This window comes from Luteibacter aegosomaticola (assembly GCF_023078475.1).
Taxonomy (GTDB): Bacteria; Pseudomonadota; Gammaproteobacteria; order Xanthomonadales; family Rhodanobacteraceae; genus Luteibacter; species Luteibacter aegosomaticola.
Window position 1 is genome coordinate 15,603 of sequence record NZ_CP095741.1, and the last position, 25,295, is coordinate 40,897.

Genomic DNA, 25,295 nt, shown 5'->3' on the forward strand with positions numbered 1-25,295 from the left:
CGCTCGCGCGCTTCTACAAGGGACCGGGGATCGATTCTTTCTCTACGTCCAGATGCGATGCAGCCAGCGCCACCTGCGTGCGGTTGGATACACCAAGCTTGCGCATGATCGCCGTCATGTGCGCTTTCACCGTGGCTTCCGATACGCCGAGGTCGTAGGCAATCTGCTTGTTGAGCAGCCCTTCGGCGATCATGTTCAACACACGAAACTGCTGCGGCGTGAGCGACGCCACACGGGCTGCCACATCGGCCTCGTCCGCCTTGAGCTCAACGGTGCCACCCATGAGCTGGTGCGGTAGCCACACATCACCATCGAGCACGGTACGCACCGCTTCCACGATGTCATCAACCGCCGCCGACTTCGGAATGTAGGCCGATGCACCGTGGGCCAGCGCACGCCTGGCGACCTGCGCTTCTTCGTGGCCCGACACGACGATCGTCGGCAAACCCGGATACTGCCCACGAATATGGGCGAGCGCGGAATAACCGCGCGCGCCCGGCATATGCAGGTCCATCAAAAGAAGGTCGGCTTCGGGCAACGTTTCGATGAGCGCGAACAGTGCAGGCACGCTATCTGCCGTATGCACGGTGGCATCCGGCAGGGCCGCCAGGACCGCGCGCTGCAAGGCGTCGCGGAACAGCGGATGGTCATCGGCGATCAGTACGTCACTCACTTGATCAGTCTTTCTTCCACCAGGTTCTTCACGACGCCGGGATCGGCGAGCGTCGACACATCGCCCAGCTGATCCGGAGCGTTCTCTGCAATCTTGCGCAGGATGCGGCGCATGATCTTGCCCGAACGTGTCTTCGGCAGGCCCGGCGCCCATTGCAGGTAATCCGGCGCCGCGATGGGTCCGATCTCCTTGCGCACGCCGGCGATCAGTTCCTTCTTCAACTCCTCGCTACCGGCCTCGCCGGCATTGAGGGTGACGAAGGCATAGATGCCCTGGCCCTTGATGTCGTGATGGCAGCCCACGACCGCCGCTTCGGCGACCTTGGCGTGTGCGACGAGCGCGCTCTCCACTTCGGCCGTACCGATGCGGTGTCCCGACACATTGATGACATCGTCGACGCGGCCGGTGATCCAGTAGTAGCCATCCTCGTCGCGGCGAGCGCCGTCGCCGGTGAAGTAGCTACCCGGGTAAGCCTTGAAATACGTATCGATGAAGCGCTGGTGGTCACCATAAACCGTGCGCATCTGGCCCGGCCACGAATCGGTGATGACCAGATTGCCGCTACAAGCGCCTTCCTGCACCTTGCCCTCGGCATCGACGATGGCGGGCTTGATACCGAAGAACGGCAGGGTCGCCGAACCCGGCTTCAGGTCAATCGCACCCGGCAACGGCGTAATGAGGAAGCCGCCGGTCTCGGTCTGCCACCAGGTATCGACGACCGGGCAGCGCTCTTCGCCCACCACGCGGTAGTACCAGTTCCACGCCTCCGGGTTGATCGGTTCGCCGACCGTGCCCAGGATGCGCAAGGACTTGCGGGAGGTCTTCTTCACCGGGCCATCGCCCTCGCGCATCAGCGCGCGGATGGCGGTAGGCGCGGTGTAGAACAGCGTGACCTGGTGCTTATCGACTACCTGCCAGAACCGGCTGAAATCCGGGTAGTTCGGCACACCGTCGAACATGACCACGGTGGCACCGTTGGCCAGCGGGCCATAAACCACGTAGCTGTGGCCGGTGATCCAGCCCACATCCGCCGTGCACCAATAGATATCGTCTTCGCGCAGGTCGAAGGCGAGCTCATGGGTAAGGCTGGTGTAGGTGAGGTAGCCGCCGCTGGTATGCAGCACGCCCTTGGGCAGGCCGGTGGAGCCCGAGGTGTACAGGGTAAACAACGGGTCTTCCGCGTTCATCGGTTCGGGCGGGCAATCCGTGGACTGCCCTTCCATCAGCGTGTGGTACCAGCGATCGCGCGGCGACTGGACGTTGATCGCCCCACCCGTGCGCTTCACGACGATGACCGTCTCGACGCTGTTGGTGTTCGGCCGGGTGAGCGACTCATCCACGTTGGCCTTGAGCGGGATCTTCTTGCCGCCGCGGCAGCCTTCATCCGCCGTGACGATGAGCTTCGCCTTCGAATCAGCGATGCGGCTGGCCAGCGAATCGGGAGAGAAGCCGCCGAACACCACGGAATGGATGGCACCAATGCGGGCACAGGCCAGCATGGCCACCGCCGCTTCGGGGATCATCGGCAGGTAGATCACCACGCGATCGCCCTTGGCCACGCCCAGGTTCTTCAGCGTGTTGGCGAACTGGCAGACCTCACCGTGGAGCTCGCGGTAGGTGAGCTTTCGGGTCTCATTCGGGTCGTCGCCTTCGAAAATGATGGCGGTCTTGTCGCCCCGCTTCTCCAGGTGGCGGTCGAGGCAGTTGGCGGCCACGTTGAGCTCGCCATCCTCGTACCACTTGATGTGCAGGTTGGCCGGATCATAGGAGACATCCTTGATCTTCGTAGGCTTTTTGGTCCAGTCGAGGCGCTCGCTCATGCGCTTCCAGAAGCCTTCCGGATCCTGGACCGATTCCGCGTACATGCGCTGGTAATCGTCCTTGCGGACACGCGCCTTTTCGGCGAAGGCGGGGTCAACCGGGTGGATCTCGGACATGCTGGCTCCTGCGTAACAAAGGTTCGTGGGGCGTAGGCCCCGAGTGTAACGTCGCGGCGCAACATCCGGATGCGCCGGTCTTACGACTTTGGTCGAGGTTCGACCTTTGGCGAATGGATGCCCGGGCCGGGCTGTCACATTCTCGGCCTGCCAAGGGTTGGGGAGACCACTGATGAAGACCACGCATTCCGGTGGCCGCAAGGCCATCGCCTTCAGCGTTGCTTGCGCGCTTATGGTGCCGATGGCGGCCATGCCGGACATGGCCCACGCTCAGTCGACGAAAGCAAAGAAGACCAGTAGCCGCGAAGCCGCGCTGGAACAGCGCGTCAACCAGCTCGAACAGCAGCTGGCCGAGCTGAAGGCGATGATCCAGGAACAGAAGACCGCGACCACGGAGGCCACGACCACGGCCCAGGCCGCGCAGACGCAATCGCAGGCCACCGAAGAAAAGGTGACCAAGGTCGAGAAGACCGTCGCTGCGGTACCGGCCAAGCCCGCCTTCAGCACGGGCACCGCGCCCGGCGTCTCGCTGGCCCTGCATGGCTTTATCAATGTCAGTGGCTTCAAGCAGGATGGCAACTACCAGTACGGCAACGGCCAGAACGCGGAATACCCGCTGCCAGGCGCCGCCGGCAAGGCCAACTCGATCACCGGCGTGGACGTGCGCAACACACGCTTCTGGCTCGACTTCACCGGTGCGAAGTTCAATGAGAACTGGACCGGCTCCGGTCGTATCGAAATGGACTTCTTTGGTGGCTTTAACGGCACCGGTGCTTACGCGGCGTCACAGCCGGAACAGCGCCTGCGCCAGGCCTACATGGATATCAGCAACGTCGATTCGGGCACCACGTTCCGCATCGGCCAGATGTGGCAGCTGCTGTTCCCGCTCGATTACATCCCGCAATCCCTCTCGCATATCGCCTTCCCGTTGGGCTACGGCAGTGGCGTGATCGGCTGGCGTTATCCCGGCGTGGTGTGGATGCAGGATCTGAACCACGGCTCGGAAGGCGTGAAGTGGCGGTTCGACCTGGGTGCCTACGAAGGCGGCTGGAACGGCCCGGGCTCCACGAACAACTTCCTCACCGCCGGCAACACGGGCTTCAAGCCGCAGATCCAGGCGCGCATTACCGCCAAGGGCAAGGACTGGCAGGTCTTCCTGGGTGGCCATTACAGCCGTCTGGACCTGCACGGCGTGGATGGCAATACGGTCACCCCGATCAAGGGCAACATCAAGAGCACCGCCGTCGAACTGGGTGGTATGTGGATGCCCGGCAACTTCATCCTGAAGGGCGCCGTCTACACCGGTAATGCCATCGGCCAGATGTTCGGCGATTTGTCACAGTTTGGGGATATCAAGGACAAGGGCGGCTGGCTGCAGGCGGGCTACAAGTTCGACAAGCACTGGACCCTTTACGCGTTCGCTTCCGTGAGCAAGCCCGACGAAGGCGACGTGCTGCGCTGGCGCGCTGCGAACACGGCCGGCCTGCTGAAGAACCAGCAGCAAGCGATCAGCCTGCAGTACACCACCGGCCCGTTCGACTTCAGCGGTGAACTGATCCACGCGAAGCTCAATTCGACGACCACCAACGGACTCGGCCGCCAGACGGATACCGGCAACGAGTACACCCTCAACGCGATGTACCGGTTCTAACGGAGAGCATGCATGGCCACCACCGCATCCGGCATGCGTGCCGACGGCACCATCGCCACCAGCCACAAACGCGTGATCTTCGCGTCCAGCCTGGGCACGGTATTCGAATGGTATGACTTCTATCTGTATGGCTCGCTCGCGGCGACCATCGGCAAGCAGTTCTTCACCGGCCTCAACGACACCAGCCAGTTCATCTTCGCGCTGCTGGCGTTCGCCGCGGGCTTTGCCGTCCGTCCATTCGGTGCCATTGTGTTCGGCCGCATCGGTGATCTGATCGGGCGCAAGTACACGTTCCTGGTCACGATCATCATCATGGGTACGTCCACGTTCCTTGTGGGTGTGCTACCCGGTTACACGACGATAGGCGTCGCGGCACCGGTCTTGTTGATCCTGCTACGCCTGTTACAGGGCCTGGCACTGGGCGGTGAATACGGCGGCGCGGCGACCTATGTGGCTGAGCACGCACCCGACGGCAAGCGTGGCCTGTACACCAGCTTCATCCAGATTACCGCGACGTTCGGTTTGTTCCTCTCGCTGCTGGTCATCCTGGGCACCCGTCTGGGCCTGGGCGCAGATACCTTCGATGCCTGGGGTTGGCGCGTACCGTTCCTGATCTCCGCGATCCTGGTCGGTGTGTCGGTGTACATCCGCATGCAGCTGCATGAGTCGCCGGTGTTCCAGCAGATGAAGGCCGAGGGCAAGCAGTCCAAGGCACCGCTGACCGAAGCCTTCGGCCAGTGGAAGAACCTGAAGCTGGTGATCCTGGCCCTGCTTGGCGCTACCGCCGGCCAGGCCGTCGTCTGGTACACGGGCCAGTTCTATTCGCTCTACTTCCTGACCCAGAGCCTGAAGATCGATGCCACCACCGCGAATCTACTGATCGCTGGCGCGCTGTTCATTGGCACCCCGTTCTTCGTGTTCTTCGGCTGGCTCTCGGACCGCATCGGCCGCAAGACCGTCGTGCTTACCGGTTGCCTGCTCGCCGCGCTCACCATGTTCCCGATCTTCAAGGGGCTCACCCACTTCGGTAACCCGGCGATCGAAGCCGCTGCAGCGAATGCACCGGTCGTGGTCACGGCCGATCCGAACGCCTGCAGCTTCCAGTTCGATCCGGTGGGCAAGCACACCTTCACCAGCTCGTGCGACGTGGCGAAGAGCGTGCTGGCGAAGAAGGGCATCCCGTACAGCAACGCCGCCGCCGAGGCCGGCACGCTGGCCACCGTGAAGATCGGCGACCAGGTGATCGAGTCCTTCGAAGGCGCGGGCATGGACAAGGCTGCGTTTACCGCGCAGAGCAAGGAGTTCACGGCGAAGGTGGATGGCCAGCTGAAGACCGCGGGCTACCCGGCCAAAGCAGACCCTGCGCAATCGAATTACGTGATGCTGGTGATCCTTCTGGCGATCCTGGTCATCTACGTCACGATGGTCTACGGCCCGATCGCCGCGTGGTTGGTCGAGATGTTCCCGACCCGTATCCGCTATACGTCGATGAGCTTGCCGTACCACATTGGTAACGGCTGGTTTGGTGGTTTCGTGCCCACGATCGGCTTCATGCTGGTGGCCTGGAAAGGCGATATCTATTACGGGCTCTGGTATCCGGTGATCGTGGCGTTGATGACCGTGGTCGTCGGGTTGTTCTTTGTGCGGGAGACGAAGGACGCTCCGTTGGAGCATTGAGGTCGCGGCGGATCGCGCGCAAGCGCGCTCCTACAAGGAAGGCCCGCCTTATGGCGGGCCTTCCTTTTTGTGTGCCAGATGATCGCGGATACGGTAGCTCGGTCAGAATGCCAGGCGAACGCCCGCTGTCGCGCCGAGGACCGAACGATGTGATCGCGCATCGGTGTTGATGCCGCCGTAAACGTAGGCTTGCTTGCTAAGGCGTACCGTACCGTTCGCATCAAGCTGCGCGAATCCGCGGCCGACACCCGGCGCAGCAGTATCGAACGGTAGACCCGCCACCTTGTTGCGTACCGTCGGATTGAGCAACCCGGCTGTGTCGGCACCAAGCGCCATGCTGGCGCGCCAGGTGAACGTGCTGGCGAGCGGATCATCCGCGCGCGAGCCTAGCGTGACACCCGCAGCGACACGCGTGCCACTGGCAGCGAGCCTGCCCAGCGAGAGTGCCGCCACCGATCCGCCGCGCTCAGTGGCCGCGTCGCGCTCGACTTTCTGCCACGTTGCGCTCACGTAGGGCTCAATGCGGTGTCCGCCGTTCGTCTGCGTGGGCATGCGCAGCGTCGCGCTGGCAAGGGTATCCAGGCCGGAGCTCCGCGAGGTGAGCTGCGCCCGTCCGAACGGGTCAGCGCGTCGCGTGCTCCAACGGGTGGTACCACGGGCCGCCATCGCATCGAGGACGAAGCCACCGAGCACCTGCTGCGCGTACACGATGCCCGAGCTTCCACGGATGCGACCCGAACCGATGTGCGCGTTTGTGCTCGTGATGTTATGAGACGCGGCTACACCGAGTACCGTGCTGTGCCCGGCGTACAGATCGAAACCGACGATGCTGCGGTTCGTATGCGTGTCGTGACCGCTCGCCTGCTGATCAGACCCGGTGTGGCTGCCGTCGCGTCCGAGGTTCATCCATACACGATGCGCGGCCTCGCGAGAATCACCGTCGGTGGCCAGATGGTCTGCAACATCACGTCGCATGCCGAGGCCTGCGTCACGCGCCGCGGCGGCTTCGGCTGCATGCACTTCGCCCGTAAGCTGGTTCACCATCGTTCCGATCTGGCTTGCGCGGAGGGAGGACGCGATATACAGCACGTCGCTCTGCGTATCCGTAGCGGTGCCGGCATCCTGTTTCGAGATCAGGGTATCGATTGCACTCGCCACGGCGCGGAAGTTGCGCCGAGCCGCCTTTCCGAGCAGCGTTGCATAAGACACCGGGGCCACGCGGAGATCGATCGCGCGCCCGCCGTCGAGCCCATAGAACGCCAGGAAACGCGTGTTTGCCGCGAGGCCTTCCGTCGGCTGGGTGATCGACGTGAAGCGTCCTACCATGCCGCCTTCCGCCTCGACGATACGGTAGGTTGTACCCAGCGTCGGCGTGTACGTGTTGGTGGCATCACCCGCCAGGCCGCGAAGCGTCGGGGCCAGCGTCCCGCCCGCGATGAACTGGTGCCCCGAACCTTCCACGAACACACGTGAGTAATTGTTCGCACCGTTCGTTTTGCCGACACCGTCGATGTCGACCTGCAACGTGGCCGTGGAGCGCAACGTGACGTCGCCGACGATGGTGAGTGTGCCCGGCGCATCTCCGCCGCCGAGCCGGCCGTCGACGTGGACCGGTGCAGTGATTACGCCAACGCCATGCAGTGCGGCGCCCCGATTCACCTGCACAAGCGTGCTCTCAAGGTGGCCATCCACGCTGAGATCACCCTGTGTGACACACGTGCCACTACCCAGGCGAGCTCGGCCGCTGAGGCGTAGCGAGCCTTCACCTGATTTGGCGAAGCACGCATCGCCACCGCCAGCGACCAGATCGCCGCCTAACTCAGCTGATCCACCGTCACCTACGCCTACCCCCGAATCCCCGCTGCTGAAGATGGGCTGGTCCGTGACGAGCGCAGCAGCGGTCTCGAGCATGCCGCCCTTCAGCACGACGGCACCGCTACCGAGCGACGAGCCTTCGTCGATGTGGATCACTCCGCCTTCGATCAGCGTGCCGCCGGTGAAGGTATTGCGGCCACTGACGACGAGCGTGCCGCCGCCGAGTTTGACCAGACCGCCCTCGCCGGTCAGGTCGCCTTGCTCGTGGAGCGTCACGCCATCCAGTGTCGTGATGCTGGCGCCCTTCGCACCGAACGTGACCTGGCGATCGCTCGTCATGCTCTGCAGCACGGTGAGGTTGCCGCCGTCGAGGGTGATAGCACCGGTGCCGAGGGCGGCCGCGTGGTCGATCGCCACGGTCGCGCCGTCGCGCACCGTGGTGCCACCGGCATACGTGTTGCGGCCGGTGAGAGTCTGCTCACCACCGAGCACGTATAGACCACCTGCGCCGCTGAGCGTCCCGCTGTAGGAACCGTTTGCCGCGGTGAGGTGCAGGTCATGAGCGCCGATGTCCAGGTCGAGCGGCCCGGAGATGCCGTCAGCGATATAGGGAATCGAGGGGTCGAGGGCGGTAGTGTCACCAGTGGCGTCACCGGGACCTCCGAATGGCAGGTGCTGCGCGGCCGCCGAGGGGGCGATGCCCATGGCCAGGGAGGCGCCAAGCGCCGCGCGTATCTTCCAGGTAACGCAAGAGATCTTGTTCATCAGCAAATCCAGGACATAGTCGCCCGTGCCGGTGTTCTGGCAATAAGCAACAAAAAAGCCGAAATCTCACACCGAGGGGCAGCTGCCTTGGCCTATTGGGCCCTTTGGGCGAACACTGCCGACCGCACCACGAATCGCGTGCATTGAGATCGCGTTGTTGTACATTTGTACAATGACGCAGCCCATTCCCATGATCCGCGCCCATAAGGGGCGAGGTGCCGCCTCCAACCCGGAGGGACGGTTCGAGACCACCCGGTACCAGGCCGAGGACGATGGCTGGTACCGCGAGGAAGATGATCGCCGCCCGGCCACCACCGTGGCACAGGAACTCGCTCGCGGCGTCGTGTCACGAAACGACTCGCCGGATGTAGGCTTCGACCAGGCGATCAATCCCTACCGGGGCTGCGAGCACGGCTGCATCTATTGCTACGCCCGCCCCTCGCACGGCTACCTCAACCTCTCTCCCGGCCTCGACTTCGAAACGAAGCTCTTCGCCAAGGTGAACCTGGCCGAGATCCTGCGCGACGAGCTGGCCAAGAAGAACTACACCTGCAAGCCGATCAACATTGGCAGCAACACCGATCCGTATCAGCCGATCGAAAAGCAGTGGCGCCTTACCCGGGCGGCGCTGGCGCTGCTTAACGAGTGCAACCACCCGTGCACCATCGTCACCAAGAACGCGTTGATCGAACGGGATATCGACATCCTCGCGCCCATGGCCGAGCGCAACCTGGTGCAGGTCTTTATCTCGATCAACTCGCTGGATAACAAGCTTGCTTCGAAGCTGGAACCGCGAGCGTCGGCGCCGCATCGCAGGTTGCAGGCGGTGAAGGCATTGCGTGATGCCGGTATTCCCGTGGGCGTCTTGGTGGCGCCGATCATTCCGGCGTTGAACGAGAAGGATGTCGAGGGGATCATCGAACGTGCTGCTGCCAATGGTGCGAACTCCATTGGCTACACGTGTATTCGTTTGCCGCATGAGTTGAAGCAGTTGTTCCGTGAGTGGCTGGATGTGCACTACCCGGACAAGGCCGCGCATATCATTAGCCTCATTCAGCAGATGAATGGCGGAAAGGATTACGACAGTAACTTCGCCACGCGTATGCGCGGGCAGGGCATCTTCGCGGATATTATTCGCAAGCGAGTGCAGGTGGCCTCAAGGAAGGCGGGGCTTCACCGGGCCTGGGATACGGTGTTGGATACGTCGAAGTTCGTGGCGCCGCGGATTCATTCGCCGCAGGGGGAGTTATTCTAAGTTCGGCCAGCCCACTTAGCGATACACCGCGACACGGTTGATTTGCTTTAAGCTCTTTCATTCGCTTCCGATCCTGAGCGGCCATAACGAATAGAGGAAGTGATGAGCTATCTGGACGACTTGCGGCGTCGGATAAATCGCGACGACGGGAAGTTATTCCAGGTCGGAAACCGCCCCATTGGCTGGGCCGAAGGAACGGGCAATCTCTTGTTCATTGGCGGCATCTTCCTGTGGCAGCTTCACAGAGAGGCGGGAGTCAGCGGGATCTGGGCCATTTCGGCAGCTTCGCTGGGCGTTCTGTTGTGCATTCTTGGCAACGTTCGGAAATGACTCCCTGTAAGGTCAGGGCGATGCCAGAGCCTGCCCCATGGAGCAACTGACTAGCTTTCCCGCTTTTGCGTTAAGCGACTCAGATAGCTGCGTAGCGGAATGTCATAGCAACGCATCACCACGTAGGCGAACGCGACGGTAAGAATCACGCCACCGACGATCACGAGTGAAAGCTCGGCAGTGCCCGGATGCCTCGTATCAACATAATTGCCGAACGCATAAATGACCGCGTAGTGCGTCGTATAAAGCGGATACGAGATATCGCCGGCGAGCTTGCAGAAGCGCTTCGAACGCTCGTTGAGCGTCACACCCGCCCCGAGCATCACCAGGACGGGAAAGACGACCATGATCACAACGGCTTCGCGAATCCACCCACCGGTGGCATAAGGCGACATCAGTGCGAGGACAAGCAGCACGGCTGGTGCGGTGAATCCCAGCCGTGTCTTGATCAGGAACCCGGACCGGTAAACAAGCAAGCCGGCGAGGAACGAGAAGTTCACCCGCGCCGCACCGACCCAGAACGTCTCACCGTTGAAGCCCGCCCACAGGTTGCCCTTCGTGTAGCCGACGGCACAGAGGATGGCGGCAGCAATGACCGTGGCCACGACCAAGGCGCGCCGTCCCAGCCGGCAAAGGAACAGGGCGTAGACGATATTCGCGATGTATTCCCAGAACAGCGACCACGCCGGTGAGTTCAGGCTGAAGAGGCAGAAGCTGCGCTCCTGCATGGCCGGGTAGGGAATCAGAAAAACCGATGCCAGGAAGATCAGGCTGACCTGGCCAGGGCTCAGGTTGAGCGGTGTGGCACGGAAGGGATCCGCGTACAGCGCAATAAGCCCGAGCACCGAGCCAAACACCACCATCGGATGCAGGCGGATAAGCCGCACCCTCGCGAACTTCGATAGCCCCATCGACCCGATGCGATCGTCGTAGGCGTACCCGATGACGAAGCCGGAAAGGCAAAAGAAGAAATCCACCGCCAGCCAGCCATGGCCGATGAACAGCTGGCTGTAATTGCCGACGACCATTTCCATGAAATGGAACACCACCACGGCGAGTGCCGCGACGCCACGCAGCCCATCCAGGGCCGGGAAATGCTGGCGAGCGGGTTGAGGTGCCGGAACGTCCGGGAAAACCGAGTGGGTCATGCCTTGCCGTGTGTCTTATGACGGTACGAACCGTCCACTCTAGGGCAAGTGATGCACGCTGTCGTAGGCCAATAGCTTGGTCAGCGCCTTATTCGCGTGCCGGCTGGCCCACCGATCGCACAACCATCCTCGTCGCGATGGCAAGAAGAATAAGCGCCATCATTTCCAGGCTGAACTGCCCCATCGAAAGCAGCGCCACGAGACGGGAGCCTTCCGGTGCTGAAAGCGCATAGGCGAACGGCCCGATAGCAAGGCTCTTCGCCAGCAAGAGTATGAGTACCATCATGGCGCAACGGAGAGCCGTACGGCCGGGCAGGCGATCCCACATAAGTGCGAGCAAAAGGAACACGCCGATGACAGGTTCGGCGTAAGTGATATACGCCGGTATATAGACGTGCCAGTCGTACGGCGGTGAGTAGATCTCAGGCCTTGCCAGCGTTGCGGCGTGCGAAAGAATCGTCGCCATGAGTACCTTCAGTGGCACGGCGAGAACGTACTTAACCCACGCCCAGATGGCGACAGCCGCGACAAGCAGCCACCGTGGATCCTTGATGCGCGCTGCGACCACAGCGCAGATAGCGAAGATGACCAGCAAGGGGAGCAAGCTGGTCCATCCCGCGATCAACGGGTAGGCGAGTGACTCGGACACCACGCCGTTCATCACGGGCATGCGGATCAGCGATTCGCTGAACATCGCAAAGAGCACGAATGGAGCAAGCGAGGCTTTGGCGACGCTCCAGCCTCTCTGCCAGAGACCTTCCATCGTGTATCGGCAGACCAGCAGTATCCCAAACACCCTTCCGATACTGTCGAGCCACACAAGAAAACCTGTCGATGGTCCAGTTTGAGGCGTTGGTATGTTCAGTGCGGAAAGCACGAAGACGTGAATGCTAAGGGCGATCACGCCCGTGATAATTGCGCCGATGATGTAAGCGAAGCGGCGGCGCCTCAGCAGCGACGGATCGCCAGAAGTCGAAATGTTCATTTCAGGTACCCGGGTGGTGGGAGGCGGCGTTCTCTTCGTCCATCGCCTTCAGGGGAGTGTCGGTAGCGCATCCAGGGAGCACGCGTTCGTCCTTGCGATAGGCGCGGATGCAATCCGTTTCATTCGGGCCTGGCGGTTCATTCGCGCTTCGGGCCAGGGGCGATGAAGGCGGCAAGCTAAGCCTGGCGTCGCCGTCCTTCGCAGCCGCCTTGGACGGTGGATCGCCGAAGCCACACCCACCCGCGAGCAAGCCGATGGCGCAATGGATGCGAACGCCGTGCCCAAGATCGACCGTGCCTTTGGCCGTCGTGGCATCCCGCAGATGGCGAAGGCCGCCCGCTACCGCACTTTCGTCGCGCGGTGCCCATGCATCCTCGAAACGCGTTCGCTTGTAGGTCACGGTCGACGGGTGGTCCATGACACCTGGCGATCCCGCGAGACCGGGTGGCGTGAAGCTGGTAGCACCGCCCGGAGGCGCTGGTGGGTTTGGCGCTGAACCGCTTGGCTCGTCGTTCGGCAGGGTGGCGGGGTTTGCTGCAGCGGCGGGCGTGAGATTGGAGAGTGCAGGGGACGCAGAGCGCTGGGTATCGTGACTCTGCCGCAGAGACGCGCGATGCTCGGCCGCCGCCTCGCCAGCGTGAGACGGCGGTACCGATGCAGCTGCAGGCTTATCCGGCGAGGTCTTCTGAACCGAGACCGCGATGAAGCGGAGCTCCATGGGCCGGTCCTGCGGTACCACTACGTCGTCGGCTGCGGGTCCCATCGGAATGGATGCCAGCCGGAGCCCCGCGAACAGGACGACATGCACCAGGAGAGAGGCGATAACAGCGTAGACGTCGGGCGACGACCCACGGACTCTCGCCCGGCGTCGCGACGCACGCGTATCAACCGAATCAGCCATGGGGTGGACGCGTCCTCGAGGGTCGGTGCGCCACAAGGCGCGATCAGTCGAGCCGCTGCCTTGAAATTCGGACGTGTCTCCGACATTGTCAGCGCTCACCGACAGAGTAGGGAGAAAGTTTACTGTTTTACAGTAAACTTTATATACTTAACAATGATTATTGACTGTGCTAAGGCCAAGTCACGGGCGAAGTGGCTGCGCTACGCCGTCCTGGCCCTCATCGCGCTCGTCGTGGTCGGCAATGTCGTGTGGGCCACAGGGGGCATGGGCACGCGGGCGAATGGCGACCACGTCTGGGTCATCGCATCGATGTCGCCCAGTCTGGACAAGTTTCCTGGCCTGCTGGCGATCGACGTGGTGACGGTCTCCCTGATCGTCGTGGCCGGCTTGTACCAGTTGGTGCGCCTCATGCGTCAGTTTGAGCAAGGCGACTTCTTCAGCGTTCGCGCCATGGGCCACCTGAAGGCCTTCGCCCTCCTGTTGCTGGTGGCCGCCATCGCCGATTGCTTCCTGCCGCCCCTCATCCTGCTTACCGCGCACCTCGTCGGCATGCAGGGCGTTCGTTCGCTCGACTTCGGTATCGATGGCACGGACATCTGGGTGGCCCTGGTGAGCGCCCTCTTCCTGACGATCACCACCGTCATGGGCGAGGCGCGCAAGCTCGCCGAAGACAACGAGCTGATCGTCTGACCCTATGCCGATCGTTATTAACCTCGATGTCATGCTCGCCCGGCGCAAGGTGAAGTCGCGTGAGTTAGCTGCGCATGTCGGTATCACCGAGCAGAATCTTTCGTTGCTCAAATCGAGCAAGGTCAGGGGTATTCGTTTCTCGACGCTGGAACGGATCTGCGAGTACCTGGATTGTCAGCCGGGCGATCTTCTGGAATATCAACCTGGGGAGCCAACGCCGGACGACGGTGAGCCCTAATCACACCCTCTCCGTGCTTTGACGCCATTCGCAGTGCCCACTAGACTGCGATCACGGAGATGGCATGCCTCCGCGAACCGCCTTCGGGCTGATGATGCCTACGTATCCTGGATCTCCGGGGGCGTAGGCATTCGCGTTTATGGCCTCCCGGATTCCAGGTGTTTATACGACACCCATCGGAATCACCATGCGACACCTTCGTTCACTCGAGCAATGGGAACTGTTGCCCTACATGGGCAAGTGGCTTGTCATCAGCTCTGCCGCGGCTTGCCTGGCCGGTACGGCTTCTGCGTTCTTCCTGATCGCTCTTGAATGGGCCACGGCGACTCGAGAAACGCAGCCATGGATGATCGCGTTATTGCCATTGGCGGGCTTCGTGGTCGGTTGGGCGTACGACCGGGTCGGTAAGCCCGTGGAAGCGGGCAATAACCTGCTGATCGATGAGATTCACGATCCCCGGAAAGTGATCCCTCGGCGCATGGTGCCGCTCGTTTTCATCGGCACGGTGGTTTCCCACCTGTTCGGCGCTTCGGTCGGTCGTGAAGGGACGGCTGTCCAGATGGGTGGCGCGTTGGCTGACCAGCTCACGGGCCTCTTCCGCCTTCGCCCTGAAGACCGGAGGATCCTCCTGATGGTGGGCATGAGCGGCGGCTTTGCGGCTGTTTTTGGCACACCGCTCGCTGGTGCATTGTTCGGCCTGGAAGTGCTGGCCATTGGCCGGATGCGCTATGACGCGCTGTTTCCCTGCGTCATCGGAGCCATCGTGGCCGACCGTGTTTGCCTGGCCTGGGGTGTTCATCACACGGCCTACGTCGTGCCGTTCGTCAGTGCGGTCACGGTAACCACTGTGCTGGCGGTCATCGTGGCTGGTTTCGCCTTCGGTCTCATAGGTCTTCTTTTCGCGACCGCGACGCACACCGTCGGTGGCTGGATGAAGCGCCACATCTCCTACGGCCCGTTTCGACCCCTGCTCGGTGGTGCCGTCATCGCGCTGTCTGTGGGCGTTTTGCATACCCAACGCTACATTGGTCTGGGTATTCCTACGATCGTCGAGGCGTTTCAGCATCCCCTCGCGCCGTGGGACTTTGCAGGCAAGTTCACCTATACCGTTGCCTCGTTGGCCTCCGGCTTCAAGGGTGGCGAGGTAACACCGCTGTTCTTCATCGGCGCAACGCTAGGCAACGCGCTTGCCCCGCTTCTGCATCTGCCGGTCGCCATGCTGGCCGGCCTCGGTTTCGTCGCTGTCTTCGCTGGCGCGGCGAACGTGCCCCTGGCTTGCACGGTCATGGCGATCGAGCTGTTCGGGCCGGGTATTGCGCCCTTCGCGGCTATCGCCTGTGTCGCGGCGTACATGTTCTCCGGGCATGCCGGCATCTACAACGCGCAACGGCTTGGCCATGCCAAGCACGTTCGGCATTTGCCGGAGGATATGCGGCTCGCCGAGATGAAGGCGTTTCGCAGGGCGCAGAAAACCGGACAGCACCGAGACGCGTCACAATAGGTCCGAACGACTCATAACGCGGCAAGATGATGGAAACGCTCGACCTCTTCGGGTTACCCGCACAGGACCCTCGCCAGGATCTAGGCCCGGCGGCCGTGGTCCTGCGTGGCTTCGCGCTTCCCTACGTCGAAGAGGTTGTGCCCGCTATCGACGTCATTGCTGCCAGGTCGCCGTTTCGACACATGGTCACGCCGGGCGGCTTCACCATGTCGGTGGCGCTGACCAACTGTGGTGAACTGGGCTGGGCGAGTGATCGGCGAGGCTACCGCTATACCCGGATCGACCCTTCGACTAACGAGCCCTGGCCTTCGATGCCCGAATCCTTTTCACGGCTGGCTTATGAAGCAGCGAAGGCAGCAGGTTTCGAGAACTTCAGACCGGACGCTTGCCTCATCAATCGCTATCTGCCCGGCACGCGCCTTTCGCTGCATCAGGACAAGAACGAGCGTGACTACGCTGCGCCCATCGTGTCGGTGTCGCTGGGTATGAGGGCCACGTTCCTGTTCGGTGGAGAGGAGCGATCCGATCCGACGACCAAAGTACCGCTGCAGCATGGCGATGTCGTCGTTTGGGGCGGCGAAGATCGACTTCGCTACCACGGAGTGATGCCGCTGAAGGACGAACCTCATCCCCTGCTGGGAAGCCAGCGCATCAACTTCACGTTTCGCAAGGCGGGATAGAACGCATGAAGCTCAAGCTAGGGATGCCGCCGGAACCCGAGATCACGCTGCTCGGCGCCGTGCGCCTCAACGAGGACTACGCGAAGCTTCACCTGAGGGCGTTGCTGTTCGGTATCGCGGTCGTCACGCCGCTCCTCACGTGGGCCTGGGTTGGCCGCTTTGGCTGGGGCGCGTTGCGTGCCGTGGGGGATCTCGAGTTCTGGCAGTTCTTCCTGACGCTCGCCGGGATGATGGTTATCCACGAAGTTATCCACATGCTCGGACACCCGCGCATGGGCTTCACACGGCACACCATTCTTGGTTTCCTGCCCCGGCACGGGATGTTCTACGCCACGTACCTCGGGGTAATGAGCCGCGGGCGCTTTATCTTCGTCGCGCTGCTGCCGCTTAGCTTGCTGACGGTGGTGCCTTACCTCGCCGCACCGTACCTGCCGCCCACGTGGCGAGCCGTCATGACCGGCGTGTCGATCCTCAACGGCATGGCTTCTTCGGGCGACCTCTGGATCATAGGTGCGGTGCTGAGGCGCATACCGCGCGACGCCGTGATTCAGGGCGAGTGGTTCGGCACGGTTTCGCCCTGATCAACAGACTTATCCACAATCGCCAGCACTTCATCCACGAAGGCGCGCAAGCGCGGAAGGTGGCGAAGATCGCGGTGGTAACCCAGCCACACATCGCGCCCCGGCGGTGATTCACCGAGGTCGATCCGTTCGATGCCTGGCGTGGCATCGCCAAGCGGGCAGGGCAGCACGGCGATTCCCATGCCGGCCGCACAGGCGCGCGCCTGGGCTTCGCGGCTGTTGCTTCGAAAGACTACGCGCGCATCGGGAAGGCGCTCGCGTAGCCATGCCACATCGGGCATGCCGCCGAAGGCCGTATCCATGGTGACCAAACGATCCACAGGCACGGTGCCTGTAGCGCGGTAGGCGGCATACGGCATCGTCATCAGGCGTCGCTGGGCGATGTCGGGTTCTTCGAATGGCGTGATGCGGAACACGAGATCGGCCTCGCGACGGGCAAGGCTCAATAGGCGCGCATCCGTAATCAGTTCGATGACGACAGCCGGGTGCCGCACGCCTAACGCGGCGATGGCGCGCGTGAGCACGTGCGCGCCGAACCAATCCGACGAGGACACCCGCAACACGCCGTCGAGCTCGCTGACCTGCCCACTGGCCGCTCGCTCGATACCCAGGGCCTCGCCTTCCATGCGTTCTGCGTGGGCCAGCACGGCCGCCCCTTCGTCCGTGAGGACGAAGCCTTCGCTGGTGCGTTGGAAAAGCGCGGTACCCAGCGCTTCCTCGAGGGCGCGAATCCGCCGGCCCATGGTGGGCTGGGTCTGGCCCAGGTCACGCGCAGCCGCGCCGAGGGTGCCCCCACGGGCGACAGCGAGGAAGATCTTGAGGTCGCTCCATTCCATAAGGGGATCATGCATTTATGCATGGGTGGCGTGCAAATGTCGGCGTTCTCATGCGCCATGGCATGGCCTACCTTAGCTTCATTGGCGACGCCGTCGCCCGGAGAAAGCCCATGAACGCGAATGCCACCATGACCGCCCTGCGCCTGGATACCGCTGGCCAGTCGATGTCCCTAGTCACCGTTGCCCGGCCGGTCGCCGGTCCCGGCGAGGTCCTCGTCCGCATTGCCGCCGCCGGCCTCAACCCCCTCGACGCCAAGATCCGTGCCGGTCAGGGCGGCCATGCCCGCCAGCCGGCGCCCTCGGTCCTCGGTATCGATATGGCCGGCCGGGTGGAAGCCGTGGGTCCGGGTGTCGAAGGCTTTGCCCCTGGCGATGCGGTCTACGGCATGACCGGCGGCGTCGGCGGCGTCCAGGGTTCCCTCGCTCAATTCGCGGCCGTCGATGCCCGGCTCCTCGCCCATGCCCCGTCAGCTATGCCGCTGACCGAAGCCGCCGCGCTACCGCTGGTCTTCATCACCGCATGGGAAGGCCTCGTCGATCGCGCCAACGTGCAGGCGGGCCAGTCGGTTCTCGTGATCGCTGGCGCCGGTGGCGTCGGCAGCATGGCGGTGCAGCTCGCCGTGGCTCGTGGCGCCCGTGTCTCCGCTACCGGTAGCGTGGCGCAGAAGACGATCATCGAAGGCCTCGGTGCCACATGGATCGATCGCGACGCGCCCATCAATGATGTCGTCGAAACGCACACCGGCGGCGAAGGCTTCGACATCGTCTACGACACGTTGGGTGGCGCCACGCTCGACGCCGCCTTCGTTGCTGCCCGCCGCTACGGCGGCCACGTGGTCAGTAGCCTGGGTTGGGGCACGCATGCCCTCGCCCCATTGTCGTTCCGCGCGGCGACGTATTCCGGTGTGTTCACTCTCATGCCGCTGCTGATCGGCAAGGGACGTGAGCACCACGGTGAGATCATGGCCGAGGCGACCCGGCTAGTGGACGCTGGGAAGCTACGGCCCGTTCTGTCGGCGCGGCGTTTCGGCTTAGCCGAGGGGAATGCAGCCCTTGATCTGGTGGAGAGTGGGCGCGCGGGCGGAAAGGTGGTGGTCCTCCTCGACTCGATATAAGAGAGAGTGATGCATCAGATTCATTTGCGATATTGGATTTATTGATGAGCCGCCGCCAGCATGGTGGGCAGGCAACAACGCCAGTCCCTGTGAGTGCTGCAGCATGAAAATGAACGCCATCCTCTGGCCCGAAGGCTATACGCCGGGAACCACGGAAAATTTCGTGTCCAATGAAGTCATTGTCGCGGGCCTCTCTGCCGCGGATGTCTGGCCGTTGCTGAGCGTGCCCGCGCAATGGCCGACGTACTATGCGAATTCCGCCAACGTCCGTTTCTACGAAGGGCGCGGTCCCGAGCTAGCCCTCGGCGATCGCTTCTACTTCGAGACGTTCGGCTTCCCGGTGGAATCGCAGGTCACCGAGTTCGTGCCGCCGTCGGCTGCGGAAGCGGGGCGCGTGGCGTGGCACGGCTGGGCTGGCGAGGACGGCGCTGATGACCGCCTGGATGTGATCCACGCTTGGCTGGTTGAAGATCTCGATGGTGGCCGCGTTCGCATCCTTACCCAGGAAGTGCAGAAGGGCGCACCGGCAAAGGCACTGCACGAAGCCAAGCCCAATCCGATGATCAATGGCCATCAGGATTGGCTCGATGGCCTGGTGGCTGCCGCGTTTGCTTCTAAGCAGGTTTAAGCGGGCGACGTTTGGTATTGCCTTGGCTTGTCTCGAAAAGCAGGCTGCGCAGCCACCGCTGTGCCGGATCGTGGTGACTACGTTCGTGCCACACCGCCATCTTGGTGAACCCTGGTATCTCAAGGGGCGGAGCGCATACCACCAGTCCATCCACGTCCGTCACTAATCGGCTGGGAAGGACCGCGACCATATCGGTAGCACGCAGGACATCGGGCACCACGATGAAGCTCTTCACCGAGACGGTTACCTCGCGGTGCATGCCAAGGCGGTCCAAAGTCTCATCGGTGATACCGCGGAAGCTGCCGCCGCTGTAGGACACGAGCGCATGGTCGAGTTCACAGAAGCGCTTGAGCGTCAGTCGGCGATTTCCACGGATGGCCGGGTGGCCGGCTCGCAACGCGCACACATAGTGCTCGTCGAAGAGGTGTCGTGCGTGCAAGTCAGGCGCGAGCCCATCGGGTGTTACCAATGCGAGATCGACCTCGCCACGTTCGAGCTGGCCATGCACCTGCCGATCATCAACGGGTATCAGCGCCAAGCGGACATGAGGTGCTTTTGCCTTCAGCGCAGCAATAAACGGCACGGCAACCGCACGTAGCGCGTAATCCGTCGCGGCGATGGTCATGCTCGCCGTCGCTGTCGCCGGTTCGAAAACGGCGGGCTGCAACAGGGCGGCAGCGCCGGCGAGTACCTGCTTCAGCGGAACCGCAAGCTCAAGGGCCCGGCTGGTCGGCACGATGCCGCGCCCGGTACGCGCAAACAGGGGGTCGCTGAAGGTCTCACGTAGTCGGCCGAGCATCGCGCTCATCGCCGGTTGGGTCACTCCGAGGCGACCCGCCGCACGCGTGACATGCCGCTCGTCGAGCAGGGCATCGAGTGCCTTGAGGAGGTTGAGGTCGAGCTGGCGGAGTTCTTTCATCCGCTTACCTTAAAACTATCCCACGTCCGCGACGAGTCCGTCCTCAAACCACTCCCGTAGCAGCTGCCCGGCTACGGTCGCTATATCCGCATCCGGGCGCAGGCGCTCCAGTAGCGCGCAAAGCTCGCCAAACGTTCCACCCGCCATGGCAAGATCGAGGCAGTCGGTTTCCCACGGCGGCATGCTCGTGAAACGCGGCGTCAGTTGCTGGCGCCACACGCGTACGGCAACGGGGTCGGGAAGCAGAGTCGTGGCGGGCATCGCTGATGACGACGACAGTGCCGCCCAGATCGATGGCGCGTTCGTGTGCACCCAGCGAAACCCAAGCGACGGAACGAACGAGAAGGTCGCCCGTTCCCAGTCGCTCACCGTGAGCTCCTGGAGAACCGCAGGCGTGACGTCTCGGCAGTAGAAGGCGTTACGCAGCGCGTGATCCAGCCAGGCAATCTCCGCAGCAGGATCGGGCAGGGGGACAGCATGCACAAGGAACGCGGGGAAATCCTCGCCATAGCCATTGAGGTTCCACGAGGAAGACGGGTGCGCCTCCACGTACGCGGCGACGTGGCCTTCGAACGCTTCCTCACCGAGCCAGCGTTCGACACGTTCAAACGTATCGCGCAACGAGCCCGCCAGCTGCCCGCGGTAATTGTTCGCATACACCCGCATCCCGCGCGGATCAGCGGGCGCGGCATCCCCTTCGCCCAGGACGGCGCTAAGGAACTGTTGCTGGAGGCGTGCAAGGCTCATGCGGCTGCGGCGATCACCGATGCGTTGATGCGGCGAGCATGGTTCAGTTCATCGAGCAATTCGTTGAACGGCGGAATATGGTCGTCGCGCTCGATCATGGTGGCGACCGGACCGAGCCGCGCGACGAAGCGTTCGTAGAGATCCCACACCGATGCCGGCACCGGCGCATCGTGTGTATCGACCAGCAGATCACGGCCCTGGCTATGCCCGGCGAGGTGAATCTGGCGCACGCGATCCAGCGGGAGCTGGTCCAGCCACTCATCCAGCCTGCGCGCGTGGTTCGTGGCACTGACCACGATGTTGTTGACGTCCAGGAGCAGGTAGCAGCCAGTGCGCTCGCAGAGCGCGGAGAGAAAGGCCGCCTCGGTCATGGCCGCGGGAAATTCGATATACGTGGAGGGGTTCTCCAGCACCAACGGCCGGCCCAGCACGTCCTGCGCGACGAGCACATTGCGGCTCACCACGTCGAGCGCCTCTTCGTTGTAAGGAAGCGGCAGCAGGTCGTGCGACTGGATACCGTCGATTCCCGTCCAGCACACATGGTCGGAGACCCACAGCGGATCGAACCGGTCCGCGAGCTTCCGCAGTTGTTTGAGGTAATCAATATCCAGACCATCGACGGCACCGATGTTCATCGATACGCCGTGAAGGGCGAGCGGATAACGGGAGCGTACTTCTTCGAGCACATGCAGCGGCCTGCCGCCATCGACCATGAAGTTCTCCGAGATGACCTCGACGAAATCCAGCGGCTGGCGCGTTGCGAGGACATCCTCGTAATGCGGGACACGCAGGCCGAGACCAAAGCCGGCGAAGGTGGCGAGTGCAGGTGAGCTCATGGCGTTCTCCAGAGGGCCCGGCCGTGGGAGCGGCCGGGCAGGTGCATCAGGCAGCCGGCGGAGTGGTGCTGCCGCCCTGCGCCTTGCATTCCGACACGGACACGGACTTGAAGCCCTGGCCCTTGCACTCGTTCTGGCCCTTGCAAGCGTGGTTGCCCGACTTGCAATCCGAGGTGCCCTTGCAGCTGTTGATGCCGTAACAATCGACGGTCTTGCCAGCGGCCTTTTCAGCCGCATGGACCGGCGCGGAGATCGCGGCGGCCGAGACGGCGAAGATGGCGGCAGCGGCGGCGATGCTGTGCGTTGCAGTGTTCATGGCGTTACTCCGTAATCAGTTGGGTTGCCGAAGTGGCATAGGTCAGTTCGGCGGGAACAGCGGCTTGGTTACAGTAGCGGAACACACGCGCGTCAGCGGATCCGAAGCACGTGATCGAGCGACCACCGGCCCGCACCGCGGCCGATGAGGTACAGCAGGATGGCGGCCCACGAAAGATGGGTAGGCCACGCATCCGGATAAACAAAGATCTCGATGATCGTGGTCATGCCAAGCAGCACGGTCGCCGAAAGGCGGGTGAGCAGGCCGAGCACAAGGAAGACCGGCACGAACGTTTCGACGGAAGCGGAAAGATGGGCTGCTATTTCAGGCGGAATGAGCGGCAGCTTGTATTCCGTGCGGAACAGCTCGTAAGTGCCCTCGGTAATGGTGAGGAAACCCTCGACCTTGGTCCGGCCTGACTGGAAGAAGATCGCAGCGATCGAAACACGGCTGACCAGCGCCAGGAGGTCGTGCCCGATAAGGCCTTCCACGCGTGTCGCGACGCCGTTCCAGGTTTCCTTCAGTGATGACATGGGGGGTGTCCTTCAGGCGGCGGCGAGCGCGCCGGCCGTTAGCAGTTGGGCGAAGAGAAGATCGGCGCGAGCCGAAGGGTGGGTACGCATGACGTGATCTACGACACTGGCGAGGGTGGTGCCGCCGCGGCAGGCTTCGAGGAACGCGAGCGAAGCGCTGTCGATCAGCACGCTGTCGACACTGAGTCCGGGCCGCGTCACCCGTGTCGCCTGCGGTTCCCAGATCAGGTCATCGCCCACGGCATGGCCATCGCGGCTGGCCTGCCATATGGAAAAGGCAGGGAACGCGGATGACACGAAGCGCGTGGCCGGATGCAGCACGATCGCTAGCTCGCCAAGCGCTTCCGGCGGCAACGTGCGTACCGCATCGACGGTAAGCGCGGGTGCATCCGTAGCGATGTAGCTCTCGGTCCACAGCCTGTCGAGTCGTGCGACGTCCACCAGGTAGGGCAGTTCATCAGCCACCGGGGCCGCAGCGAGGAAGTCGGGAAACCACTCACCGTAAACCACCAGCCGCGCATCACGCGCTGGGTGCTCCGCGGCATACGCTGCCGCTGCGGACCGAAACCACGCTTGCCCCACGAGGCACGCGACGGCGGGATAGTTCGCCTCGAGCGCGTCGATGGCTGCGCGCTCCATCGTGCTTCGATGGATGGCGAAGCCGGGGTAGCGCGCAAGCCGCGTGTGCGGCCTGTCACGCTGGAGCCCGGCCAGGAACTCCCGTTGAAGCGCGGCGAGGGGCGAAGCGAGTGGCATCGGCGTGCCTCAGCCGACCTTGGTCAGCGAGCCGTTACCCTTCGGCGTCTTGATCGCGGTGCAGGTGCCGGTGGGGACGTTCTTCCACGCGTTCTTCTGGTAATCGGCCTTGGCGGTGCCGGCACAGGTGGTGCCCGGGCCTGCGGCGCAATCGTTCTGGCCGGCCTTGGCGACACCCCAGCATTTCTCGACGGCGGGCTTCGCGGCCTGCTTCTGTTCATCGGCGTGGGCGACACCGGCCACGAGGGCGGCGACGGAGAAGGCGAACGAGGCAACGTAACGTGGGGTCATGGAACCGCTCCGGTTATGCCGGGCCCGATGGCCGGCTTCATGGACCAGTTCGCCGCCTCGTAGCCGGCGGTTACAGCGCATGGCGATTTTTTTCCTTGGCCGCCGTCCTGTAACCGAATGCGCTGTTCCGGCGAAGTTATCCACATGCACGCCGTCACCTTCCTTGCCTTTACCCCAGGCCATTCCGCCAGTGATGGCGGCTGGTCTACACTCCGGGGCGCAATGGCCCGCGCGGAGTGGACACCCCTGGATCGAGTGGCGAATACCCGAGACCCGGCGCGCGATCAGGCGGCCGAGGGCCTGGCGGCGATCGAGCGCGAGCTCAGGCGCCGGTTCGTCCTTGGCCTCGAGGGCGATGCCGTGGCGTATCGCCAGTTCCTCGACGAACTGGCCTCGCACCTGCGCGGCTACCTGCGCCGCCGTCTTCCGCGCGCTCTCGATGATGTCGAGGACATCCTCCAGGAGACCTTGCTGGCCGTGCACAACGCCCGGCATACCTACCGTTCCGGCGAGCCGCTGACGGCCTGGGTGCACGCGATTACCCGCTACAAGCTCATGGATTTCTTCAGGGCCCATGCCCGGCGCGATGCGCTGCATGACCCGATCGACGACGACCAGCTGTTCGTCGTCTCCGACGCCGAGCCTGCGGATGCCCGCCGTGACGTGGGACAATTGCTCGAGACGCTACCGGACCGCCATCGCTTGCCCATCCAGCTGGTCAAATTGCAGGGCCTCTCCATTGCCGAGGCCGCCGAGAGCAGCGGCCTGTCGGAATCCGCGGTGAAGGTCGGGATCCATCGCGGCCTGAAGGCGCTCGCCGCGCGCATCCGGGGTAGCGCATGAAGACCGATGACCTGATCGACTTCCTGGCCCGCGAGCCTGCGCCACCCCCGGGGCGCGACATCGTGCGCCGCCGCTTCTCGCTGGGCATCCTGGCCGGCATGGCCGCGTCTTCCCTGCTGATGGCCGGACTGCTGGGCCTGCGCCCCGATTTGGCGCAGGTGATTCATGACCCGATGTTCTGGATCCGCCTGGCGTTCCCCGTGGCGATTGGCGCGGCCGCGCTTGCCGTGACCGTGCGGCTCTCGCGGCCGGGCGATCGCGTGGGCGGTGGCCGCTGGTTCGCCCTCGGCCTGCCGATCCTCCTGGCCTGGGGACTGGCCGCCGTGATGCTTTTCGAAGTGCCAGCAGGTGCGCGCGTGGCCCTCATGCTCGGCCACACGTGGAAGGTCTGTTCGACACTTATCGCCGTACTGTCGATTCCGTCGATCGTCGCCGTGTTCTGGGCGGTACGAGGGATGGCGCCGGTCCGCCTCCGCCTGGCTGGCGCGGCGGCCGGCCTGCTGGCGGGCGCCATGGCGGCGACAAGCTACTGCCTGCACTGCCCCGAGATGGCTCCCCCGTTCTGGGCTGCCTGGTACCTGCTGGGCATGCTGGTGGCCGGCGGCCTGGGTGCGCTGGCCGGTCCGCGCTGGTTGCGCTGGTAGCGCA

At 63.3% G+C, this 25,295-nt stretch carries 27 protein-coding genes and 1 riboswitch; of the genes, 13 read left to right on the forward strand and 14 right to left on the reverse strand.

The window, feature by feature from the left end:
• Positions 1-13: 13 nt before the first annotated feature.
• Positions 14-673, reverse strand: coding sequence for a response regulator transcription factor (locus L2Y96_RS00065; RefSeq protein ID WP_247330875.1), 660 nt, complete (start codon positions 671-673; stop codon positions 14-16).
• Positions 670-2,610, reverse strand: coding sequence for an acetate--CoA ligase (acs, locus tag L2Y96_RS00070; protein ID WP_247330877.1), 1,941 nt, complete (start codon positions 2,608-2,610; stop codon positions 670-672). Before acs ends, L2Y96_RS00065 begins: the two co-directional genes overlap by 4 nt.
• A 172-nt stretch (positions 2,611-2,782) precedes the next feature.
• On the opposite strand from acs, the gene L2Y96_RS00075 reads away from it, so the two are divergent.
• On the forward strand, positions 2,783-4,261 hold the full coding sequence (locus L2Y96_RS00075; RefSeq protein ID WP_247330879.1) for a hypothetical protein: 1,479 nt from the start codon (positions 2,783-2,785) through the stop codon (positions 4,259-4,261).
• Positions 4,262-4,273: 12 nt separating this feature from the next.
• On the forward strand, positions 4,274-5,938 hold the full coding sequence (locus L2Y96_RS00080; protein WP_247330881.1) for an MFS transporter: 1,665 nt from the start codon (positions 4,274-4,276) through the stop codon (positions 5,936-5,938).
• A gap of 102 nt (positions 5,939-6,040) precedes the next feature.
• On the opposite strand, the gene L2Y96_RS00085 is transcribed toward L2Y96_RS00080, so the two are convergent.
• Entirely contained in the window at positions 6,041-8,518 is a 2,478-nt protein-coding gene (locus L2Y96_RS00085; protein ID WP_247330882.1) for an autotransporter outer membrane beta-barrel domain-containing protein, read from the reverse strand.
• 190 nt (positions 8,519-8,708) lie between these two features.
• On the opposite strand from L2Y96_RS00085, the gene L2Y96_RS00090 reads away from it, so the two are divergent.
• Positions 8,709-9,773, forward strand: a complete 1,065-nt coding sequence (locus L2Y96_RS00090; RefSeq protein WP_343218429.1) for a PA0069 family radical SAM protein — start codon at positions 8,709-8,711, stop codon at positions 9,771-9,773.
• A 102-nt stretch (positions 9,774-9,875) separates the two neighbouring features.
• Positions 9,876-10,103, forward strand: coding sequence for a hypothetical protein (locus tag L2Y96_RS00095; protein ID WP_247330886.1), 228 nt, complete (start codon positions 9,876-9,878; stop codon positions 10,101-10,103).
• Positions 10,104-10,153: 50 nt separating this feature from the next.
• Here the strand turns inward: L2Y96_RS00095 and L2Y96_RS00100 are convergent, their stop codons facing one another.
• The 3 genes from L2Y96_RS00100 to L2Y96_RS00110 form a co-directional block, all read right to left on the reverse strand.
• On the reverse strand, positions 10,154-11,251 hold the full coding sequence (locus tag L2Y96_RS00100) for an acyltransferase family protein (RefSeq protein WP_247330888.1): 1,098 nt from the start codon (positions 11,249-11,251) through the stop codon (positions 10,154-10,156).
• An 88-nt stretch (positions 11,252-11,339) separates the two neighbouring features.
• Entirely contained in the window at positions 11,340-12,236 is an 897-nt protein-coding gene (locus L2Y96_RS00105; protein ID WP_247330890.1) for a hypothetical protein, read from the reverse strand.
• Position 12,237: 1 nt separating this feature from the next.
• Positions 12,238-12,654: a hypothetical protein gene (locus L2Y96_RS00110; RefSeq protein WP_247330891.1), complete on the reverse strand. Its 417-nt coding sequence runs from the start codon at positions 12,652-12,654 to the stop codon at positions 12,238-12,240.
• A 636-nt stretch (positions 12,655-13,290) separates the two neighbouring features.
• Here L2Y96_RS00110 and L2Y96_RS00115 point away from each other — a divergent pair.
• The 5 genes from L2Y96_RS00115 (at position 13,291) to L2Y96_RS00135 (ending at position 16,827) form a co-directional block, all read left to right on the forward strand.
• Positions 13,291-13,827 (forward strand): DUF2975 domain-containing protein, encoded by a 537-nt coding sequence (locus L2Y96_RS00115; RefSeq protein WP_247330893.1) that lies wholly within the window; start codon positions 13,291-13,293, stop codon positions 13,825-13,827.
• 4 nt (positions 13,828-13,831) lie between these two features.
• Complete coding sequence (locus tag L2Y96_RS00120; protein WP_247330895.1) at positions 13,832-14,065, forward strand: helix-turn-helix domain-containing protein; 234 nt, start codon at positions 13,832-13,834, stop codon at positions 14,063-14,065.
• A 46-nt stretch (positions 14,066-14,111) separates the two neighbouring features.
• A riboswitch (Fluoride riboswitch) is annotated at positions 14,112-14,173 on the forward strand.
• A gap of 79 nt (positions 14,174-14,252) precedes the next feature.
• Positions 14,253-15,566, forward strand: a complete 1,314-nt coding sequence (locus L2Y96_RS00125) for a voltage-gated chloride channel family protein (RefSeq protein WP_247337206.1) — start codon at positions 14,253-14,255, stop codon at positions 15,564-15,566.
• Positions 15,567-15,592: 26 nt separating this feature from the next.
• On the forward strand, positions 15,593-16,246 hold the full coding sequence (gene alkB / locus L2Y96_RS00130; RefSeq protein ID WP_247330897.1) for a DNA oxidative demethylase AlkB: 654 nt from the start codon (positions 15,593-15,595) through the stop codon (positions 16,244-16,246).
• 5 nt (positions 16,247-16,251) lie between these two features.
• Positions 16,252-16,827 (forward strand): DUF3267 domain-containing protein, encoded by a 576-nt coding sequence (locus L2Y96_RS00135; protein ID WP_247330899.1) that lies wholly within the window; start codon positions 16,252-16,254, stop codon positions 16,825-16,827.
• Here the strand turns inward: L2Y96_RS00135 and L2Y96_RS00140 are convergent.
• Positions 16,794-17,678, reverse strand: coding sequence for a LysR family transcriptional regulator (locus L2Y96_RS00140; RefSeq protein WP_247330900.1), 885 nt, complete (start codon positions 17,676-17,678; stop codon positions 16,794-16,796). The genes L2Y96_RS00135 and L2Y96_RS00140 overlap by 34 nt on opposite strands.
• Before the next feature lie 95 nt (positions 17,679-17,773).
• Between L2Y96_RS00140 and L2Y96_RS00145 the strand changes: the two genes are divergently transcribed.
• Both L2Y96_RS00145 and L2Y96_RS00150 read left to right on the forward strand, forming a co-directional pair.
• Positions 17,774-18,778 carry a zinc-dependent alcohol dehydrogenase family protein gene (locus L2Y96_RS00145; protein ID WP_247330902.1) on the forward strand — a complete coding sequence of 335 codons (1,005 nt, stop codon included), beginning with the start codon at positions 17,774-17,776 and terminating at the stop codon, positions 18,776-18,778.
• Positions 18,779-18,887: 109 nt separating this feature from the next.
• A complete protein-coding gene (locus L2Y96_RS00150) occupies positions 18,888-19,406 on the forward strand; it encodes an SRPBCC domain-containing protein (protein WP_247330903.1) in 519 nt (172 codons plus the stop codon).
• Here L2Y96_RS00150 and L2Y96_RS00155 read toward each other — a convergent pair.
• The 7 genes from L2Y96_RS00155 to L2Y96_RS00185 form a co-directional block, all read right to left on the reverse strand.
• Positions 19,393-20,325: a LysR family transcriptional regulator gene (locus L2Y96_RS00155; protein WP_247330905.1), complete on the reverse strand. Its 933-nt coding sequence runs from the start codon at positions 20,323-20,325 to the stop codon at positions 19,393-19,395. The genes L2Y96_RS00150 and L2Y96_RS00155 overlap by 14 nt on opposite strands.
• A gap of 15 nt (positions 20,326-20,340) precedes the next feature.
• Positions 20,341-21,072 (reverse strand): HvfC/BufC N-terminal domain-containing protein, encoded by a 732-nt coding sequence (locus tag L2Y96_RS00160; protein ID WP_247330907.1) that lies wholly within the window; start codon positions 21,070-21,072, stop codon positions 20,341-20,343.
• Positions 21,069-21,908 carry an MNIO family bufferin maturase gene (gene bufB, locus L2Y96_RS00165; RefSeq protein ID WP_247330909.1) on the reverse strand — a complete coding sequence of 280 codons (840 nt, stop codon included), beginning with the start codon at positions 21,906-21,908 and terminating at the stop codon, positions 21,069-21,071. The genes L2Y96_RS00160 and bufB overlap by 4 nt, the downstream gene beginning before the upstream one ends.
• Before the next feature lie 46 nt (positions 21,909-21,954).
• A complete protein-coding gene (gene bufA2, locus L2Y96_RS00170; protein WP_247330911.1) occupies positions 21,955-22,224 on the reverse strand; it encodes a BufA2 family periplasmic bufferin-type metallophore in 270 nt (89 codons plus the stop codon).
• 92 nt (positions 22,225-22,316) lie between these two features.
• On the reverse strand, positions 22,317-22,757 hold the full coding sequence (locus tag L2Y96_RS00175) for a DoxX family protein (protein WP_247330913.1): 441 nt from the start codon (positions 22,755-22,757) through the stop codon (positions 22,317-22,319).
• 12 nt (positions 22,758-22,769) lie between these two features.
• Positions 22,770-23,513: an HvfC/BufC family peptide modification chaperone gene (locus L2Y96_RS00180; protein WP_247330915.1), complete on the reverse strand. Its 744-nt coding sequence runs from the start codon at positions 23,511-23,513 to the stop codon at positions 22,770-22,772.
• Between the two features lie 9 nt (positions 23,514-23,522).
• The gene (locus L2Y96_RS00185) at positions 23,523-23,804 is read right to left on the reverse strand and encodes a BufA1 family periplasmic bufferin-type metallophore (protein ID WP_247330916.1); all 282 of its coding nucleotides are present in this window, start codon (positions 23,802-23,804) and stop codon (positions 23,523-23,525) included.
• Positions 23,805-23,948: 144 nt separating this feature from the next.
• On the opposite strand from L2Y96_RS00185, the gene L2Y96_RS00190 reads away from it, so the two are divergent.
• Both L2Y96_RS00190 and L2Y96_RS00195 read left to right on the forward strand, forming a co-directional pair.
• A complete protein-coding gene (locus tag L2Y96_RS00190; RefSeq protein WP_247330918.1) occupies positions 23,949-24,647 on the forward strand; it encodes a sigma-70 family RNA polymerase sigma factor in 699 nt (232 codons plus the stop codon).
• Complete coding sequence (locus L2Y96_RS00195) at positions 24,644-25,291, forward strand: DUF1109 domain-containing protein (protein WP_247330920.1); 648 nt, start codon at positions 24,644-24,646, stop codon at positions 25,289-25,291. The genes L2Y96_RS00190 and L2Y96_RS00195 overlap by 4 nt, the downstream gene beginning before the upstream one ends.
• The last annotated feature ends 4 nt before the right edge of the window (positions 25,292-25,295 follow it).